The sequence below is a fragment of the Tropicibacter sp. Alg240-R139 genome, assembly GCF_900537075.1.
GTDB lineage: Bacteria > Pseudomonadota > Alphaproteobacteria > Rhodobacterales > Rhodobacteraceae > Falsiruegeria.
Window position 1 is genome coordinate 59,500 of the sequence record NZ_UNRA01000006.1, and the last position, 15,592, is coordinate 75,091.

At 59.0% G+C, this 15,592-nt stretch carries 15 protein-coding genes and 1 tRNA gene; 5 read left to right on the top strand and 11 right to left on the bottom strand.

Annotated elements, in window-relative coordinates; translation table 11 throughout:
- Positions 1-61 precede the first annotated feature (61 nt).
- Positions 62-952 (top strand): LysR family transcriptional regulator, encoded by an 891-nt coding sequence (locus G6R15_RS19390; protein ID WP_205520582.1) that lies wholly within the window; start codon positions 62-64, stop codon positions 950-952.
- 45 nt (positions 953-997) lie between these two features.
- Here G6R15_RS19390 and G6R15_RS19395 read toward each other — a convergent pair whose 3' ends face one another.
- From G6R15_RS19395 to G6R15_RS19425, 7 genes are all read right to left on the bottom strand, one after another.
- Entirely contained in the window at positions 998-1,360 is a 363-nt protein-coding gene (locus G6R15_RS19395) for a cupin domain-containing protein (protein WP_164661617.1), read from the bottom strand.
- Positions 1,361-1,417: 57 nt separating this feature from the next.
- A complete protein-coding gene (locus G6R15_RS19400; protein WP_164661618.1) occupies positions 1,418-2,821 on the bottom strand; it encodes an FAD-binding oxidoreductase in 1,404 nt (467 codons plus the stop codon).
- 29 nt (positions 2,822-2,850) lie between these two features.
- Positions 2,851-3,237, bottom strand: coding sequence for a nuclear transport factor 2 family protein (locus tag G6R15_RS19405; RefSeq protein ID WP_164661619.1), 387 nt, complete (start codon positions 3,235-3,237; stop codon positions 2,851-2,853).
- Positions 3,238-3,274: 37 nt separating this feature from the next.
- Positions 3,275-3,769: a universal stress protein gene (locus G6R15_RS19410; protein WP_164661620.1), complete on the bottom strand. Its 495-nt coding sequence runs from the start codon at positions 3,767-3,769 to the stop codon at positions 3,275-3,277.
- Positions 3,770-3,786: 17 nt separating this feature from the next.
- Positions 3,787-5,127: a TRAP transporter large permease gene (locus tag G6R15_RS19415; protein ID WP_164661621.1), complete on the bottom strand. Its 1,341-nt coding sequence runs from the start codon at positions 5,125-5,127 to the stop codon at positions 3,787-3,789.
- A gap of 16 nt (positions 5,128-5,143) precedes the next feature.
- The gene (locus G6R15_RS19420) at positions 5,144-5,680 is read right to left on the bottom strand and encodes a TRAP transporter small permease (RefSeq protein ID WP_164661622.1); all 537 of its coding nucleotides are present in this window, start codon (positions 5,678-5,680) and stop codon (positions 5,144-5,146) included.
- A 72-nt stretch (positions 5,681-5,752) separates the two neighbouring features.
- Positions 5,753-6,760, bottom strand: coding sequence for a TRAP transporter substrate-binding protein (locus G6R15_RS19425; RefSeq protein ID WP_164661623.1), 1,008 nt, complete (start codon positions 6,758-6,760; stop codon positions 5,753-5,755).
- Positions 6,761-6,919: 159 nt separating this feature from the next.
- On the opposite strand from G6R15_RS19425, the gene G6R15_RS19430 reads away from it, so the two are divergent.
- A complete protein-coding gene (locus tag G6R15_RS19430) occupies positions 6,920-7,858 on the top strand; it encodes a LysR family transcriptional regulator (RefSeq protein WP_164661624.1) in 939 nt (312 codons plus the stop codon).
- 6 nt (positions 7,859-7,864) lie between these two features.
- Here G6R15_RS19430 and gap read toward each other — a convergent pair whose 3' ends face one another.
- Positions 7,865-8,896: a type I glyceraldehyde-3-phosphate dehydrogenase gene (gap, locus tag G6R15_RS19435; RefSeq protein WP_164661625.1), complete on the bottom strand. Its 1,032-nt coding sequence runs from the start codon at positions 8,894-8,896 to the stop codon at positions 7,865-7,867.
- Positions 8,897-9,324: 428 nt separating this feature from the next.
- On the opposite strand from gap, the gene G6R15_RS19440 reads away from it, so the two are divergent.
- Complete coding sequence (locus G6R15_RS19440) at positions 9,325-10,107, top strand: pyridoxine 5'-phosphate synthase (RefSeq protein WP_164661626.1); 783 nt, start codon at positions 9,325-9,327, stop codon at positions 10,105-10,107.
- A gap of 3 nt (positions 10,108-10,110) precedes the next feature.
- Here G6R15_RS19440 and G6R15_RS19445 read toward each other — a convergent pair whose 3' ends face one another.
- Both G6R15_RS19445 and G6R15_RS19450 read right to left on the bottom strand, forming a co-directional pair.
- On the bottom strand, positions 10,111-12,531 hold the full coding sequence (locus tag G6R15_RS19445) for an FAD-dependent oxidoreductase (RefSeq protein ID WP_164661627.1): 2,421 nt from the start codon (positions 12,529-12,531) through the stop codon (positions 10,111-10,113).
- Entirely contained in the window at positions 12,528-13,979 is a 1,452-nt protein-coding gene (locus G6R15_RS19450; RefSeq protein WP_164661628.1) for a trimethylamine methyltransferase family protein, read from the bottom strand. Before G6R15_RS19450 ends, G6R15_RS19445 begins: the two co-directional genes overlap by 4 nt.
- Positions 13,980-14,173: 194 nt before the next feature.
- Between G6R15_RS19450 and G6R15_RS19455 the strand changes: the two genes are divergently transcribed.
- Both G6R15_RS19455 and G6R15_RS19460 read left to right on the top strand, forming a co-directional pair.
- Positions 14,174-14,617, top strand: a complete 444-nt coding sequence (locus G6R15_RS19455; protein WP_164661629.1) for an SRPBCC family protein — start codon at positions 14,174-14,176, stop codon at positions 14,615-14,617.
- Positions 14,610-15,311 (top strand): hypothetical protein, encoded by a 702-nt coding sequence (locus G6R15_RS19460; protein ID WP_164661630.1) that lies wholly within the window; start codon positions 14,610-14,612, stop codon positions 15,309-15,311. The genes G6R15_RS19455 and G6R15_RS19460 overlap by 8 nt, the downstream gene beginning before the upstream one ends.
- Before the next feature lie 84 nt (positions 15,312-15,395).
- On the opposite strand, the gene G6R15_RS19465 is transcribed toward G6R15_RS19460, so the two are convergent.
- Positions 15,396-15,471, bottom strand: a tRNA-Ala gene (locus G6R15_RS19465).
- Positions 15,472-15,592 lie beyond the last annotated feature (121 nt).

Below are 15,592 nucleotides of genomic sequence, written 5' to 3' on the forward strand. Positions count from 1 at the left end.
GTGGACAGGGCAAATGAGATTTGCTATTTATTTGCCGTAGAAAAACTCAACCAAGTGATTGATGTCTGTCGCACCGCCTCGTCCCAAGGGCCCCCATCTGAACGCTTTGCGCGCCTTTGAAAGCGCCGCGAGATTGAAAAGCTTTGCTGCCGCGGCCAACGAACTTTGCGTGACCCCTGGCGCCATCACACAACACATCAAGGCGCTTGAAGCTTGGGCGGAAAACGATCTGTTTGTGCGGCGAACCAGAGGCGTCGAATTGACACCGCTTGGAGAAGAGTTGTTGCCTGAATTCACTGCGGCTTTCGACATGTTGGGCAGTGCCGTGCAGTCGCTGCGGACCAAAAGCACACCCAACAAGATTAGGATTGCGACCTTACCGTCGATCGCGCAGCTCTGGCTGTCCGAAAAGCTGGGAGAGCTGCGTCGTGTTGCGCCGGATATTTCAGTGTCTGTTGTTGCCGTTGAAACCTCGCCCAATCTGGCGCGGGATCCTTATGATGTCTCGATATTCTTCAAGCATGGGGAATTGTCGAGCACCGAGACCGACCTGTTTCAGGACCGGATTTTTCCTGTCTGCACACCTGAGATCGCGGCGCGCTTGACGTCGGTTTCGGATCTGGAGGGCGAAACCCTGATCCACGATTCCACATGGGCCGGGGATTGGGGGTATTGGCTGGAACGCGTTCCCGATAGCGCTCGTGATGGCAAGCGAGGACCAACGCATTCCTTGTTCAGTGTCGCCCTGGAAGAAGCCTGTAACGGAGCAGGAATATTGATGGCCCATGAAGCGTTGGTGCTGGCGAAGCTTCAGGCCGGTGCCTTGGTTGCGCCATTCCCGCACAAAGTGTCCCTGGATCGCAGCCTTGTCATGGACGTCGCGCCACGGTTCCGCAACACAGTGGCCTGCAAAATGCTGAAGCTTGCCATGATCGAGAAACTCTCGGCGTGACAAGGTGTGACCCTTGGCCGGGGTGGCCAAGGGCGACGATTGCGATCAGCCCGCTGTGTCGCGAATGACGAAATGCTTGGTTGTGGTTTCGACCACCTCCCAGAAGCCACGGAAACCATCGGGGATCATGAAGCTATCGCCGGTTTTGAAGTCGCGGCGGGTGCCGTCTTCGTGGATCAGCGCGCAGTGACCGGACACGATGTAGCAGTATTCGTCCTTGTCGGTGAAGGCATGCCACTTGCCGGGGGTTGACGTCCAGGTGCCGGCCGACAACTTGCCGTCGGGACTGGTGAAATGCATGCCGACCTTGTGATGTGGGTCGCCTTCGGTCACGCGGTCGGGCAGATCGGCAAGGCGGCGTTCGCTGCGCGAGGCGGGGTCGTCAAACAGGGAAATGACATGCGTCATGTGGGGCGTCTCCTATAAGGAAAAAGGCCCCCGAAGGGGCCTGTGTTGGAAAGGGTATCAGATCACTTCGTCTTTGAGATAGTACCAGACATAGGCCATCCGCTGTCCCATCCGTCGAAACGGGGTCAACAGGCCGTGGCTGGGCAAGGGCGAGGTGAAAATGGGCAGATTGAACGCCTCGTCCTTTTTGCCGGCCACCAGCTGCGCCATGCGGCGGCCCGCCTGAGCCGAGTACATCACGCCGTTGCCGCCGTATCCCATGGCGTAGAACACGCGCTGGTTCGGGTCGGGCTGAAAGATGCGGGGCATCATGTCGTGGCTGACGTCCACCCAACCCCACCAGGAATAATCCAGGTTGATGTCTTCGAGCGCCGGGAACTTGCGGGCCAGATTGGCGCGCAACATCTGCAGGTGCTTGTCGTTTTCCGCATCACGCCCAGTCACAGCCGAGCGCGAGCCGATTTGCATCCGGTTGTCGGGCAGCAGGCGGTAGTAGTGGCGCAGGGTACGGGTATCTGTCAGGGGCGATTTGGTCTTGATACCGCAATCGTCCAGCTCGGATTGGGTCAGCGGACGCGTCACCATCGAGTTCGACAGGATCGGCATCAACCGGTGCTTGGTTTTCGAGTTCAGGCCCGGAGGTGTGTAACCCGCCGTGGCCAGAGCCACGTTCTTGGTTTTCACAATGCCGCCTGGAGTGCGGACGTGGTGAATGCCGTTCTTGGTTTCCCAGCCCATCACCGGCGAGCCGGTGTGGATCTTGACGCCCAGACGGCGGGCCATGTTCACATAGCCGAACGCCAGTTTACCGGCATGAATGCAGGTGCCATCGGGCTCCCACATGGCGCCATAGGAATCCCGGTCGTGCACGTGCTCGGCGTGCAATTCTTCTTTGCCGATGATGCGCGAGCCATAGCCAAAGGTGCTGTTGAGCAGGTCGCTTTCGTTCTGCAGGCCCGCCATTACCTTTTCACGGTGCGCGATGTAATAGTGACCGCCCGTTTGCGGGTCACAGTTGATGTCGTCACTGTCGATCAGATCATTGAACAGCTCAAACGCCTCGGACACTTCGCGATGCATGCCCTTGGCCACGTCAACGCCCCAGCGTTTGATCCATTGCGACCGCTTGAGACGACCGGACGAGATCTGGGCCTGCCCGCCATTGCGGGTCGAGCAGCCCCAGGCCACGGTGTTTGCTTCCAGAACAACGGCTTGAATGCCGTGCTCCTTGGCGAGGTGAATGGCGGTCGACAGGCCGGTATACCCCGACCCGACGATCACAACGTCGGCTTCCATGTCACCGGAAACAGGACCGTCATCGGCAGGCGGGGTGCCCGCCGTACCAATCCAATAGGTCGGTGCATGATCACGGTTGTGCCCCGGACCAGCGTCAATGATCGGATCGTATTTCGGATCATAGCTGGTTTTGGGCCAGTGCCGAGGGATGCTGTTGTCCACCATTCTTAACTCCTCCGGTTTGGGTTCGCTGCTTACGCTTTGAACATCGGGCGCGACTTGCGCAGCGCCTGTTTCACGACGAGCATGCCGTCACGTACGGTGAACAGATCGGCGCCTTCGGCTTCGATCCGCATGCCGTTTGCATCGGTTCCCGAAAAGGTCCACTCGGACACGGCGCGATCACCGTGGACAAAGTGGCTGTGGTGATCCCAATGCGCGTCTTTCATGCCGGCCCACACACCCGAGAACGTGGTGGCGATGGCGGCTTTGCCTTCGACCTTGTTGCCGTATTTCTCGTCACCGCCGACGGTGTAGAACACACAGTCATCGGCGAAATGGGTCATCACCCCGTCAATGTCATGACGGTTGAACGCGTCGAACGTATCGGCCAGGTCCTGCGCGGTCAGGGTTTTGGTCATTTGAGGTTTCCTTTTCAGTCAGAGAAGCGATCGCGCCTCACCCGTCGTTGGGGTGAGGGACGATCAGGGTTGGAATGGTGGATCGGCGCAAAACGCGTTTTGCGACAGTTCCAAGAAATGTGTGCGAGAACCCATGATCATGGGCCCCCAGCACGATCAGATCGCACTTCAGCTCTTGTGAGCGACGCAGGATCACCTCGGCCGGGTGGCCATCGGTTACCTCTATCGAGGCAACCTGATCCTTGATCTTGGCGTCGTCCCCTTCGAACTTGGCCCAGAAGTTGGCCTGCCGTTCGGCCAGGACCTTGCGCACCATTTCGTGGCGGCGCTCGGTGGCCTGTTTGCGAGTGTCCTCGTTCAGGATGAACATCTCCATCGTGACCTTGGCGTCATCCGACAGGGGCTCGTTCACGTGCAGGACGTGGATCTTGGCCCCTGTGCTTTGCGCCAACGCAGCAGCGTGGCGCAAAGCATAGGTCGAGTTGTGCGACAGGTCGGTGGCAAATAGGATATGCGTAACCATTGGTTCCATCAGTGTATCCTTTCAGGTCAGTAGCCAAAGACGCGTGGTAGCCACAGCGACAGTTCCGGGAAGAAGGCGATGATAAAGATCGCGATCGTGTTCACGGCTGCAAACGGCAGGGCGCGGAGCGAGATCTCTTCGATCGAGATGTTCGAGATACCGCTTGCGATGAACAGGTTTTCACCCAGTGGTGGCGTCTGGAAGCCAATGCCCAGGGTACACACCATCACCACACCAAAGTGGATCGGGTCGATGCCCACCGAATAGGCCACAGGCAGCATCACCGGAACCAGGATCAGGATAGTTGCCAGCGTCTCCATGAACATGCCCACAAAGAGCAGGAAGAAGATGATCAGCGCCCAGATCACGTACAAGTTTTGGGTAAAGCTAAGCATCGAGTCCGCGATGAGCGCCGGGATCTGGTTTTCCACCAGAAGACGGCCAAACACGGTTGCGGTGAACAGGATCAGCAGCACCCGTCCTGTCAGCCATGTGGTGGCTTCCAGCGACTGGAACAGCTTGGCCCAGGTGATTTCGCGGTAGATGACCACGCCCACAAACAGGGTGTAGAAGATCGCGACAATCGCAGCCTCGGTCGGGGTGAAGAAGCCGGTGTAGATACCGCCTAGGATCACCAGCGGTGCCATCAGAGACCAGAAGCCGCGGTACATTTCGCACCCGATGTTCTTGGCGGACCAGCCATCAGCAGACCCGGAGTAGCCGCGCTTTTTTGACATGAAGTAGTTCAGCGTCATGATCGAAGCGGCGATCAGGAAGGCCGGGACAAAACCCGCGATGAACAGTTTCGAGATCGAAACCGACTGGAAGGTGCCGAATTTTTCGACCGCCTCGGGTGGTGCGGTAAAGCCAAGCGCGGCAATGCCGAAGATAACCATCGGGATCGAAGGCGGGATGATGATACCCAGACCACCAGACGAGGCGGTGATGGCCGATGCATAGCCACGCTCGTACCCGCGGTCGATCATCGCCGGGATCATCAGCATACCCACAGCCGCCGTGGTTGCCGGGCCAGAGCCCGAGATCGCGCCGAAGAACAGACACGCCATGACGGTCGCAGCTGAAATTCCGCCGGTGAAGGGACCGGCAAGGCTTTCGGCCACGTTGATCAGGCGTTTCGAAATGCCGGCGGCCTCCATCAAGGCGCCCGCAAGGATAAAGGCAGGCAGTGCCATCAGCGGGAAGGACCCGACCGAGGTAAAGGCGATCTGCACGAATTTGATCGGGTTCTCGCCCAGATACAGGAACGAGACCAGCGAAGCACATCCAAGCGCCACCGTGATGGGCGCGCCGATGAGCAACAAGAACAGGAAGGATCCAAACAGGATGCTTACGATTTCAGATTCCATGATTTCTCCCCCCCAATCACTTGGATTTCGCTGCGTCTGTGGCAGCTTTGATTTCGTCGAGATCAATCTGATCGGGGTCGGCGATGTCTTCGCCCTTGATCAGTTTGCGATAGTTCACTTGCAGGACGCGGATGGTCATCAGCGTGAACGCAAAGGGCAGCACCATGTAGATGTATTTCATCTCGATGCCCAAGGTCTGGGATTTCCAGAACTTGTTCATCTTGTTGAAGACGAAATCAGAGGCCAGGTAGATGAAATAGACATTGAAGAAGAGCCAAAAGAGATCGGCAAAGGCTTCGATGTATTTGATCGCGCCATCAGGCAGGAAGCGGAACTGGAAGGTCACCCGGTTATGGGCCCCTTTCAGCGCGGCGTAGCTGGCGCCGAAGTAGACGAACCAGACGAACATGTAGACGGATAGTTCTTCGATCCAACTGAACGAAAAGCCGAACACCTCTCGGGCGATGATTTGTGTGAACAACAGGACGACAAATCCGGATAGAAGGATCCGGCAAATGACGCTTTCAATGTTGTCCAGGAATTTCCAGAACATTTCTTGTTACTCCTCCCTGAGAAAGCAAAGAGCGCGAGGGTCGCGCTCTTTGCCGGTCTTTTCTGCGGGGTCTTATTTGACCGGATCGCGGCCGATTTCGGCCAGGGCAGCATTCACTTTGTCGATGCCACCAACCGAGTCGTAGAATTTCGGCCAGACGGCTTCGGTCGCCAGAGTGATGAACTCTTCTTCGTTGTTCTCAGGATCAACAATTTCCATGCCGCGCGATTGCAGCTCGGTTTTGATGGTGGATTCCTGATCGCGCAGATACTGAGCCGAGAACTGGGTCGCAGCTTGACCAGCGGCCAAAACGGCAGCTTGGTCGTCAGCCGACATGTCCTGGAATACGGCCTCAGAAACGATCAGAGGCTCGATCGAGAAGAGGTAACGCAGGTTGGTGATGTAGGTCTGAACTTCGTCAAACTTCATCGCGTAGTTGGTGATGTAGGGGTTGTCCTGACCATCAACAACTTTGGTCTGCAAGCCTGCAAAGGTTTCCGACCATGCCATCGGCGTCGGGTTCACACCCCACGACTGGTACGTCGCGATCATGATTTCGTTCTTGGGGGTCCGGATAACCAGGTCGGACAGATCCGCAACCGATTTGACCGGGTGTTTGGAATTGGTCAGAACACGGAAGCCTGAATAGGCCCAGCCAATGATACGAACGCCGGAATCGCGGATGGTGTTTGCCACCAGTTCTTCGCCCACCGGACCTTGGGTCAGCTTTTCAGCGTCTTCCAGGGACAGGATCATATAGGGCAGCGTCAGCGTGCCAACGGTCGGCGAGAACGGTGTGACGTTGTTGATCGCCAGGATCGAGAAATCCAGCGTGCCGATGGCCGCTTCGTTCACGGTGTCCTGCTCGGAGCCCAGCTGGCCGTTCAGGAACAGGGTTGCGGTGTGGTCGGTGTTTTCTTCCAGAGCAGCGATGAACGCTTTGCCCAGAGCTTCTTGTGTCCCACCTGCGCCGTCGCCAACCGCGATCTTGAAGTTTTTGGCGTCAGCTGCGCCAGCGGCCATGATTGCTGCCATGGAAACGGCGGCGGTCAGGGTGCTGAGCTTTTTGAAAAATGACATGGAGGTCCTCCCATTTGTCGATTTGGCCGGAGCGCGCGCTGGCGCGGGGAGAGTTGAGCCAGTCCGATTCTGCTCCGGTGAGGGAGGTCTTAGGTTGTTTCTTATGTTTCTCGTATGTAAACTTATTCGCGCAAAGTTTCATAAAAAGCGAACGTAAAAATGAAGAAGAAGTCTTTGATCACCCGGATCGGTGACTCGGATCTGAGATTGTTGCGAATTTTCAAGGCGGTGGTTGACAGTGGTGGACTGTCCGCGGCGGAAACCGAATTGAATATCGGCCGGTCCACGATTTCGAAACACATTTCGGATCTGGAGACACGACTGGAATTGGTGTTGTGCCATCGCGGTCCGGCGGGATTTTCACTGACCGAAGAAGGCGCGCGCGTGTTGGAAGCCGCTGATGAGATGTTGGCGGCGGTGACCCGATTTCGGGTCGAGGTGAATGAAATCAAAGAAAACCTTGCGGGCACCGTGCGTGTGGCTTTGTTCGATCTTTGCGCGTCCAACCCCGAGGCCCATGTCGCCCGCTCGATCAGCAAGTTCAACGACATTGCACCGGCCGTGCAAGTCGAACTGTCGATGGAGCCACCGACGGTCATCGAAAGCCAGGTGATCGAAGGGCAGCTGGATTTGGGGATCGTGCCGCTGAACCGGCCCTCGGAAAGCCTGGACTACAGCCCGATCTATGGCGAGCATATGTTCATGTATTGCGGGGTCGGGCATCCGTTCTTTGATGGCGATCAGGACTATGTGACGATGGACGATGTACGGGGCAGCAATTATGTCGGCATTAGTGTGAATTCACCGAACTTGCGGATTGGTCAGCAATTGAAACTGCGCCGTTCGGCCAAGGTGCAATCGGAACATGCGCTGATGGTCCTGATCATGTCGGGGCGTTACATCGGGTTCCTGCCAGACCATTTGGCCGAGCCATTTCGGGCACGGGGGGTAATGCGGGCGGTGAAACCGGATGAGCTGCACTATCGAACCCAGTTTGCGATCATCACCCGGAAACGACCGGAACCGACGCGGATCACGCAGGTGCTGCGTGAAACGCTGATTGCGGATCATCAGCAAGAGGGAGCTGAACAGGCGTGACGTGGCTCAGCTTGCCAGCCGGGTTGTCGTTGCGCTTTGCATCAGCCGTCCGATTGCGCGGCCGGTGTCGAGCATGCGATTGGAAAAGCCCCATTCGTTGTCATACCAACTGACGACGCGCACCATGCCGTCGCGCGTCACGGTGGTTTGCGCAGCGGCAAAACACGACGAATTGGGATCGTGGTTGAAGTCGGCCGAAACCAGCGGGTCATTTTCGTAGGCCAGTATGCCCGCCAATGACCCTTTGGCGGCCGTCCGGATCGCGGCATTCACCGTGTCCACAGTCGCGCTGCGTTGGGGCACAAAGCTGAGGTCGACCAGCGATACATTGGCCGTAGGCACGCGAATGGCCGACCCTTCCAGGCGGCCTTCGAGATGGGGCAGAACATGTGATATGGCCCGCGCGGCGCCGGTCGAAGTTGGGATCATGGAAACAGATGCCGCCCGCGCGCGATAAAGATCGCGGTGCGGCGTATCATGTGTCGGCTGATCGCCGGTGAAGGCGTGGATTGTAGTCATGTAGCCGGTCTGGATACCGAATTCCTGATCCAACACCATGGCGATGGGGGCCAGACAGTTGGTGGTGCAGGATGCATTGGACACGATCAGGTCGTCGGGTGTCAGCTGATCGTCATTGACGCCAAAGACGATGGTGCGATCCATGTCGGTTCCAGGGGCGGACAGCAGCACCCGCTTTGATCCGTTTTGCAGGTGCCGCTGCAGTTGGTCGCGAGAGGTAAAACGCCCGGTGCATTCAAAAGCGATGTCAACGTCTTGCCAGAGCAGATCTTCAGGCGCTGGGCATTGTGACAGACGGATGCTGTGTTTCCCGACCCGAAGCGTTTCACCGTCCAGCATCACCGATTGCCCAAGTCGGCCGTGAACGCTGTCATACTTGAGCAGGTGGGTCAGGGTCTGGGCCGGTGCCAGATCATTGATGGCGACCACCTGCATGTCATCGGCCGCGCTTTCCAAAAGTGCCCGTAGTACACCCCTGCCGATACGGCCAAAGCCATTGATTGCGATTTTCAATGTCATCTCGCCTCTCCCCTGCGAAATCGGGACCCGATGTGGGCCAGTTGCGAGAATAGTTAGCGCTAACATCTGCGTAATGCAAGGCTCTTGTGATGATAGACCTCGGGCCGGATGACGCGTCGGAATCCGCAATAACGCTATGGCGATGTTTCCGAGGAATGGGCGGCCAGGCGTCTGAAGGGGCCTGAATGGCTGCGCTGCTTATCGGACTTTCTCAAACGCGACTCGGCCCCGTGGTGCGTTTTGACCCGCCAAATGGTAATTCGGCACAGCCCAATGGGTCCGAGGGGATCAGTTGGATTAGATCTATGTAAGTGAGGGATCGCCGGGACAAAAAATTGGTCTAGCTCGTTTGTCCAAGATTGGAGGTTCTGGGCGGACAGCATGGTTGCTAAAGCACGAGTGATGTCGATGCGTTAAGGGCTTATTTTATGCTGGATGAGATTGCCGCAGTTCCAACCAAGCTTTCGGTCAACCTGAATGCAGTTGCGTTCCTGAGAAACCGCCGGGACATGCCGTGGCCAAATGTGGTGGACATCGCGCGCCTTGTGCTGGACGCTGGCGCGCATGGGATCACGGTCCACCCGCGCCCGGATCAACGCCACATCCGATTCAGCGATGTTCATGACCTGGCCGCATTGATTGTGTCGGAATACCCAGAGGCCGAGTTCAACGTCGAAGGGTATCCATCGCCGGACTTCCTCGACTTGGCGATGGCATCAAAGGCGCATCAGGTGACGTTGGTGCCGGACGACCCCTCTCAGTCCACATCGGACCACGGATGGCAGGTCGAGAAGGACCACGATCTGTTGTACCGCGCAATCGGCGCCCTGCATGCAAACGGTCAGCGGGTCTCTCTCTTTGTTGATGTTCGCGCTGCTGACGTCCTTGCGGCAGGAGGGGTCGGAGCGGATAGGGTCGAGTTTTACACAGGTCCCTTCGCGGCATTGTTTGAACGATCCGATCATGTTCAGGAATTGGGCCAATTGCGTGAAGCCGCCCATGCGGCGCGACAGGCAGGGCATAACGCACAGCCTGGCTTACGGGGGCTGACGATGAATGCCGGGCACGACCTGACGCTGTCGAACTTGCCCGCATTGAAAGAGACTGTTCCCGATCTGGCCGAAGTGTCTATTGGCCATGGGATCACGGCCGATGCTTTGGTGATGGGTTTCCCCGAGGCGGTGCGCCGCTATCTGCAAGTGCTGAGTTGAACGTTATTGTTTGAGGCGTAGGTTCTGCGGATCGAATTGCGCGGGGCTGTGCCGGATCGCTGTGTGATCCTCGCCCAGAATGCGAACATGGCAGGCCTCGCCCATCGTCAATGTCCCGCGTTCCACATAACCCAGAACCAGCGTCTTGCCGGTGCGGATGCCATAGGTGCCCGAGGTGACGTAACCGATGACCTTGGCGTCTTTGACGATAGGTTCGGATGCCAGAGGCTCTGGGGAGGCTTGGGTCACTTCCAACCCGATCCATTCCCATTCGGCGGGTTGGCCTGCGTGTTCCATCAGCGCCTCTTGTCCCTGAAACGTGCCTTTGTCGGCTTTGGCAAACCCCTGTAATCCGGCATCAAACAGGGTGTATTCGGTTCCGAAATCAGCGCCCCATCCGTGATACCCTTTTTCGATCCGCATCGAGTTCAGAGCGTAAGAGCCGAACTGGCCAATGCCAAATTCCGCGCTGCGTTCCATGATCGCCTCGTACAGCGTGGGCAGAACGCGGCTTGCCACATGCAGCTCCCACCCCAGTTCGCCGACATAGGACACGCGCATGGCGATGACGTCCACGCCCGCGATCTGGCATTCTGCCACCGACATCCAAGGCGCGGCAGCCGCGGACAGATCGGCAGAGGTTAACCCGGCAAGCAATTCGCGCGACTTGGGGCCCATCACCATCAGCGCGCCGTCCTTTTGATGCCCCATCGACAGGGTGACGCCGGTATCGGGCAACTGTTCTGACAGCAGGTCAAAATCCCGTAGGCTGGCCAGGGTCGGACCGCATAAGACAAAACAGTCTTCGGACAGGCGGGCAATGGTGGCCTCGGAATAGATGCGCCCATTTGGGGTGAGCATGTAGCTCAGCTTGATGCGTCCCGGTTTGGGCAGGGTGCCGCAGAACACGCTGTCCAGATAAGCCTCGGCCCCCGGGCCCTCGACCGTGAATTTGGTAAAGCCGCCGTGGTCCATGACACCGACGGAGCTGGCGACGGTTTCAATCTCGTCGCGTATGGCCGCGTGCCAGGGCTCTTCGTTATAGCTCAACGCGCCGGTGTCGGGGTGGTCGGGTGTTTCGAACCAAAACGCACGCTCCCACCCGCCGATCTGGCCCATCACCGCGCCAGAGGCTTTGAGCCGGTCGTACAGCGGCGTGCGTTGCAGCGGGCGGCCAGATTGCATGTTCCGATGCGGATAGGGGATGGCGTATTGCAAATCGTAATGTTCGGACGCGCGGGCGTGGGCGTAATCGGGCGTGGCCCAATCGCCGAACCGGCGCGGGTCCCAGGCGGACAGATCCCATTCGGTTTCACCTTGGGTGATCCATTCGGCCATTGCTTTGCCGATGGCGGCCGAATGGGTGATGCCCACCTGCACCCCGGTGGCGTGATAGAAATTCGGTGCACCAGCCGCGGGCCCGACCAGAGGCAGGGCATCCGGAGCATAGGCGATGGGACCGTTGACGAACCGCTGCGCGCCTGCCTTGGCCAGCAGGGGGACGTGCGCGATGGTGTCATCGAGCACGTCAAGGATGTCCTCGATACTGTCGGGAAACAGTTGGTGGGCAAAGTCATCCGGCGGGCCGTCGGTGGGCCAGGCCGGGCGTCCCGCGTGCGCGTAAGAGCCGAGTAGGAATGCGTTGCGCTCGCGCCTGAGATAGAACCGGATGTCCGGGTCACGCACCAGTGGGAAGAGGTCGGGGTGGGCGTCCAGCTCGGCCAAGGGTTCGGTCACCAGATACTGATGTTCCAGCGTGATCACGGGGGCCTGCAGCCCGGCCATTGCAGCGATCTTGGCGCCATAGAACCCGGCGGCGTTGATGACGATTTCGGCGGTGATCGTCTCGGTCGCGGTTGTGACCTGCCAATCGCCGCTGGCCGTGCGGGTGATGCCGGTCACGGGCGAGAACCGCTTAATCTGCGCGCCTTTTTCTCGGGCCCCTTTGGCGAGCGCTTGTGTCAACTGGCTCGGGTCGATGTCGCCCTCGTAGGGGTCCATGATCCCGCCCAGAACGGTGTCATCGGGGGACCAGAACGGGTGCATGGCGTCCATCTCGGACGGGCTGAGGCGATGCAGATCGAACCCGGCGCTGCCTGCGATCCCTTCGAGGTGGCCGAACAGTTCCATCCGTTCCTTGGTGTGGGCGGGCCAGAATGCACCGGTGTGGCGATAGGTGATCGCGCTGTCGACGGTGTCGCCCAGATCCTTGTAAAGCTGCCAGCCATAGTTCCCGGCCCGCATCCCCAGCCACGAGGTCGCATAGGTTGGGATATTACCCGCCGCGTGCCAGGTAGAGCCGCTGGTCAGTTCGTCCCGTTCCAACAGCAGAGTATCGGTCACACCTGCCAAGGCCAGATGATACAGGATCGAACACCCCACGGCGCCCCCACCAATGACAACGACGCGTTTATGGGTGGTCATGGATGATCCTCTGGCAGCTTAATGTCGAATGCCGCGCGAATGGCGGCTTCGCGATCCTTGGGCAAATGGGTTGGGGGTCGCGCTGTCAGTTCGCGCACGCGGTCTTTGGCGCGATCCGTCAGGGCAGGGCGCCCGGCCTCTTGCCAGTCCTGAACGCTTTGCCGGTCGGCCAGCGCGGGATAGACGTATTCGGTGCGCATCCGGGCCAGCGTTTGCGCCTCGCCCAGATAGTGACCGGGGCCGCTGGCGACCGCTTCGATCATGTCCAGGTCCAGCGCGTCATCGGCCAATTCGACCCCGCGCACCGAGCGGAGGATGGCGGCGCACATGTCATCGTCGATGACCAGCGCCTCGGCCGAGGCGACCATGAGTGAACCCAACATGCCGACGCTCAGGTTGATCATGTCCGCCCCGGCCTGTGCGGCCAAGGCAACGGTATAGCCCTTTTCATAGCCCGCCTGCGCATCCGGCACCTTTGCGTCCGTCATGCCGGCCGACACGGTCGCGGGGATGTCGAGGTTCAGCAACAGCTGCGCGGCGGCGGCGTTGGCCACGGCAGCTTCGCCACTGCCGCCGGTCATCGCGCCGGTGCGCAGGTCGCTGATGAAGGGCATGAAGGCCAGGATCGTCGGGAAACCGGGGCTGAGCACATTGGCGATGATCAAGCCGGCCAATGACTCGGCCAGCCCTTGGGCCAGGGCACCGGCCAGGGTCACGGGACTGGTCGCGCCGGCCTGTGCGGCGGTGCAGATTTGCAGGGGCATTCCGGCCTTGATCGCGGCCTTCATGATCTCGACCCCTTCGGGCGCAAAGCGCAAGGGGGACACCGCATGTACGATGATGCCCATGCAGAAAGGTTGCTGTCTAAACCGGCCTTCGCCGCCCAAAGCGATGTCGAACATCTGGGCGATACGTGGCACGTGAAGGGCGGTGTCAAAGCTGATCCCGATTGGCTTGGGGCAAGCCTTGAGGCAGGCAAAGGCGGTGTTTGCATCCAAGTCCCAGGGCGTTTCCATGTCCCGTGCCACGATGGGGCGCACACCGTAGTGGATGTTTTCAGTGCGGCCCACGATTTGCATGAGCCGGTAGAGGTCTAACAGTTGCGCTGGGCGAAACCCGCCCGCGTCATCAGGCACCTCGACCGCAGCGCCGCCTGTGCCGATGTGAACGTGACCGCCGCCGATGGTCAGGCCGAAATCCTCGGAAAACCCCGGCAGGTTGATGCGTTTCATGGCCTTGGCCAGCGTGGCGTCGATCATGGCCTTCGGAAAGCACAAGCGGCCATCGTCACGGCACCTTGCACCCTGTTCGATGGCCAATGCAGCCACGTCTTTGGGGCAGTCGGCCAGGCCGATCTTTTCAAGGATATCAAAGGCGGCCTGAGTGATCTGGTCCAGGCGCCGGGGTCCCAACGGGCGAAAGGTGCCGCCCCGGGGCGGAGGGGTCACGCGAATCCCGCGTGGCGTCTGTTGTTCTCTTGCCCGCCGTACCAATGCCTGTTCCGATCCTGTTGCGCCCTTTCAGGCAACGCGTTGATTGAGACGGTTGCTTTCGAAAAAACGACATGATGAAGTCGGTTTTTACGGGCCTATGGCCCAGGGTCGGGATTTAACATCGGTTTAACCCAAAGGAGCAGTTGCCCATGCATGTGTATCGAAGCATGATCCTGGATGCGCCGATTGATGCGGTTTGGTCCGCTGTCCGCGCATTCGATGGTGTGTCCCAGTGGAACCCTGGTGTGACCTCTGCTCGCATGGAAACAGGCACAGCCACATCTGTGGGCAGTATCCGACATCTCGACATCGTGGACGGGACGGTGTTTCGCGAAACTCTTCTGGAACTGTCGGATGTGGATCACTTCTATACCTACGACATCATCGACAGTCCCTTGCCAGTACAGAACTATGTCTCGACTCATCGGTTCATCCCGATCACCCATACAAATCAGACCCTTGGCATCTGGGAGAGCCGGTTTGATTGCGCCAAGGATCTTGAACAGGGCATGGGCGCAATTGTTGGCGATGGCATCTATGTCGGCGCGATGACCGGCCTGGATGCCCATCTGACCGGAGGCGACAATGGCTGATACTCTTGCCCCTCGTGCCATCATCGGCGTCATGACCCCCGCCATGAACACCGTCGTGCAACCCGAACTGGAGCTGCTGCGCCCCGAAGGCGTAACCAACCAGATGCAGCGGTTTCGCTTGGGCGGAGATGCCGTGTCAGAGGATCTGATCGACGAAGCGCGCAAGCTGATGGATTGCAACCCGGCGGCTTTGTGCATCGGGTTGACCACGGATGCGGGCCCAGGCGGTGTTGACCGGCTGGCGCGGCGCTGTAGCGAATTAGAGGTTGCTGTGGGGGTACCGGTTCTGAATGCTTCGGTCGCCGATCACGCGGCGCTTCGCGCGTTGGGGGCCAAGCGGGTCGCGGTGGTGACACCGTTCAATGCCGAGATCGACCAACATGTGAAGGCCAATACCGAAGAAGCCGGGTTCGAGGTGGTTGCCATCGAGGGGACTTGCGCGCCTTCGCTGCCCGAGATTTGCGAAACGCCCCTTGATGATATTCGCGCCGTGTTTGCCCGGATGGCGAAGTCTGACTGTGACGCCATATTGCAGGTCGGAACGGCCCTACCCGTGGTCTCGTTGATCGAGGAGCTGGAAGCGGAATATGGCAAGCCGATCGTGGCCTGTAACGCGGCTGTCTATTGGCAAACGTTGCGGGCAATCGGGCTTGGCGATGCGGTCAATGGATATGGTCGGCTGTTGACCCTGTGATCTGAGGGCTGGGCTGACCGTGCTGAACATGGTCTGACAATCGCTCTATCAGAGCGTGTCTTGAGTTCCGGATCGTCTGGAGAATGGTGGAGCCTAGGGGAGTCGAACCCCTGACCTCTTGCATGCCATGCAAGCGCTCTCCCAACTGAGCTAAGGCCCCATGCCACCGCTGCTGCGGTGGACGGACGTTTATGAAAGGACAGGCAAGAGCGCAAGACAAAAAACACCCATTGTCAAAATATTTTGACCTCGTTTTTTGTGGCGCAGTTAGCGAGCCTGGC

What these genes read in the sequence shown, in the direction of transcription:
- G6R15_RS19420 (WP_164661622.1), bottom strand. Translation starts at nt 5,680, where the DNA reads ATGTTCTGGAAATTCCTGGACAACATTGAAAGCGTCATTTGCCGGATC.
- G6R15_RS19415 (WP_164661621.1), bottom strand. Translation starts at nt 5,127, where the DNA reads ATGGAATCTGAAATCGTAAGCATCCTGTTTGGATCCTTCCTGTTCTTG.
- G6R15_RS19440 (WP_164661626.1), top strand. Translation starts at nt 9,325, where the DNA reads ATGCTGGATGAGATTGCCGCAGTTCCAACCAAGCTTTCGGTCAACCTG.
- G6R15_RS19390 (WP_205520582.1), top strand. Translation starts at nt 62, where the DNA reads ATGTCTGTCGCACCGCCTCGTCCCAAGGGCCCCCATCTGAACGCTTTG.
- G6R15_RS19425 (WP_164661623.1), bottom strand. Translation starts at nt 6,760, where the DNA reads ATGTCATTTTTCAAAAAGCTCAGCACCCTGACCGCCGCCGTTTCCATG.
- G6R15_RS19405 (WP_164661619.1), bottom strand. Translation starts at nt 3,237, where the DNA reads ATGACCAAAACCCTGACCGCGCAGGACCTGGCCGATACGTTCGACGCG.
- G6R15_RS19410 (WP_164661620.1), bottom strand. Translation starts at nt 3,769, where the DNA reads ATGGAACCAATGGTTACGCATATCCTATTTGCCACCGACCTGTCGCAC.
- G6R15_RS19430 (WP_164661624.1), top strand. Translation starts at nt 6,920, where the DNA reads ATGAAGAAGAAGTCTTTGATCACCCGGATCGGTGACTCGGATCTGAGA.
- G6R15_RS19400 (WP_164661618.1), bottom strand. Translation starts at nt 2,821, where the DNA reads ATGGTGGACAACAGCATCCCTCGGCACTGGCCCAAAACCAGCTATGAT.
- G6R15_RS19445 (WP_164661627.1), bottom strand. Translation starts at nt 12,531, where the DNA reads ATGACCACCCATAAACGCGTCGTTGTCATTGGTGGGGGCGCCGTGGGG.
- G6R15_RS19460 (WP_164661630.1), top strand. Translation starts at nt 14,610, where the DNA reads ATGGCTGATACTCTTGCCCCTCGTGCCATCATCGGCGTCATGACCCCC.
- G6R15_RS19455 (WP_164661629.1), top strand. Translation starts at nt 14,174, where the DNA reads ATGCATGTGTATCGAAGCATGATCCTGGATGCGCCGATTGATGCGGTT.
- gap (WP_164661625.1), bottom strand. Translation starts at nt 8,896, where the DNA reads ATGACATTGAAAATCGCAATCAATGGCTTTGGCCGTATCGGCAGGGGT.
- G6R15_RS19395 (WP_164661617.1), bottom strand. Translation starts at nt 1,360, where the DNA reads ATGACGCATGTCATTTCCCTGTTTGACGACCCCGCCTCGCGCAGCGAA.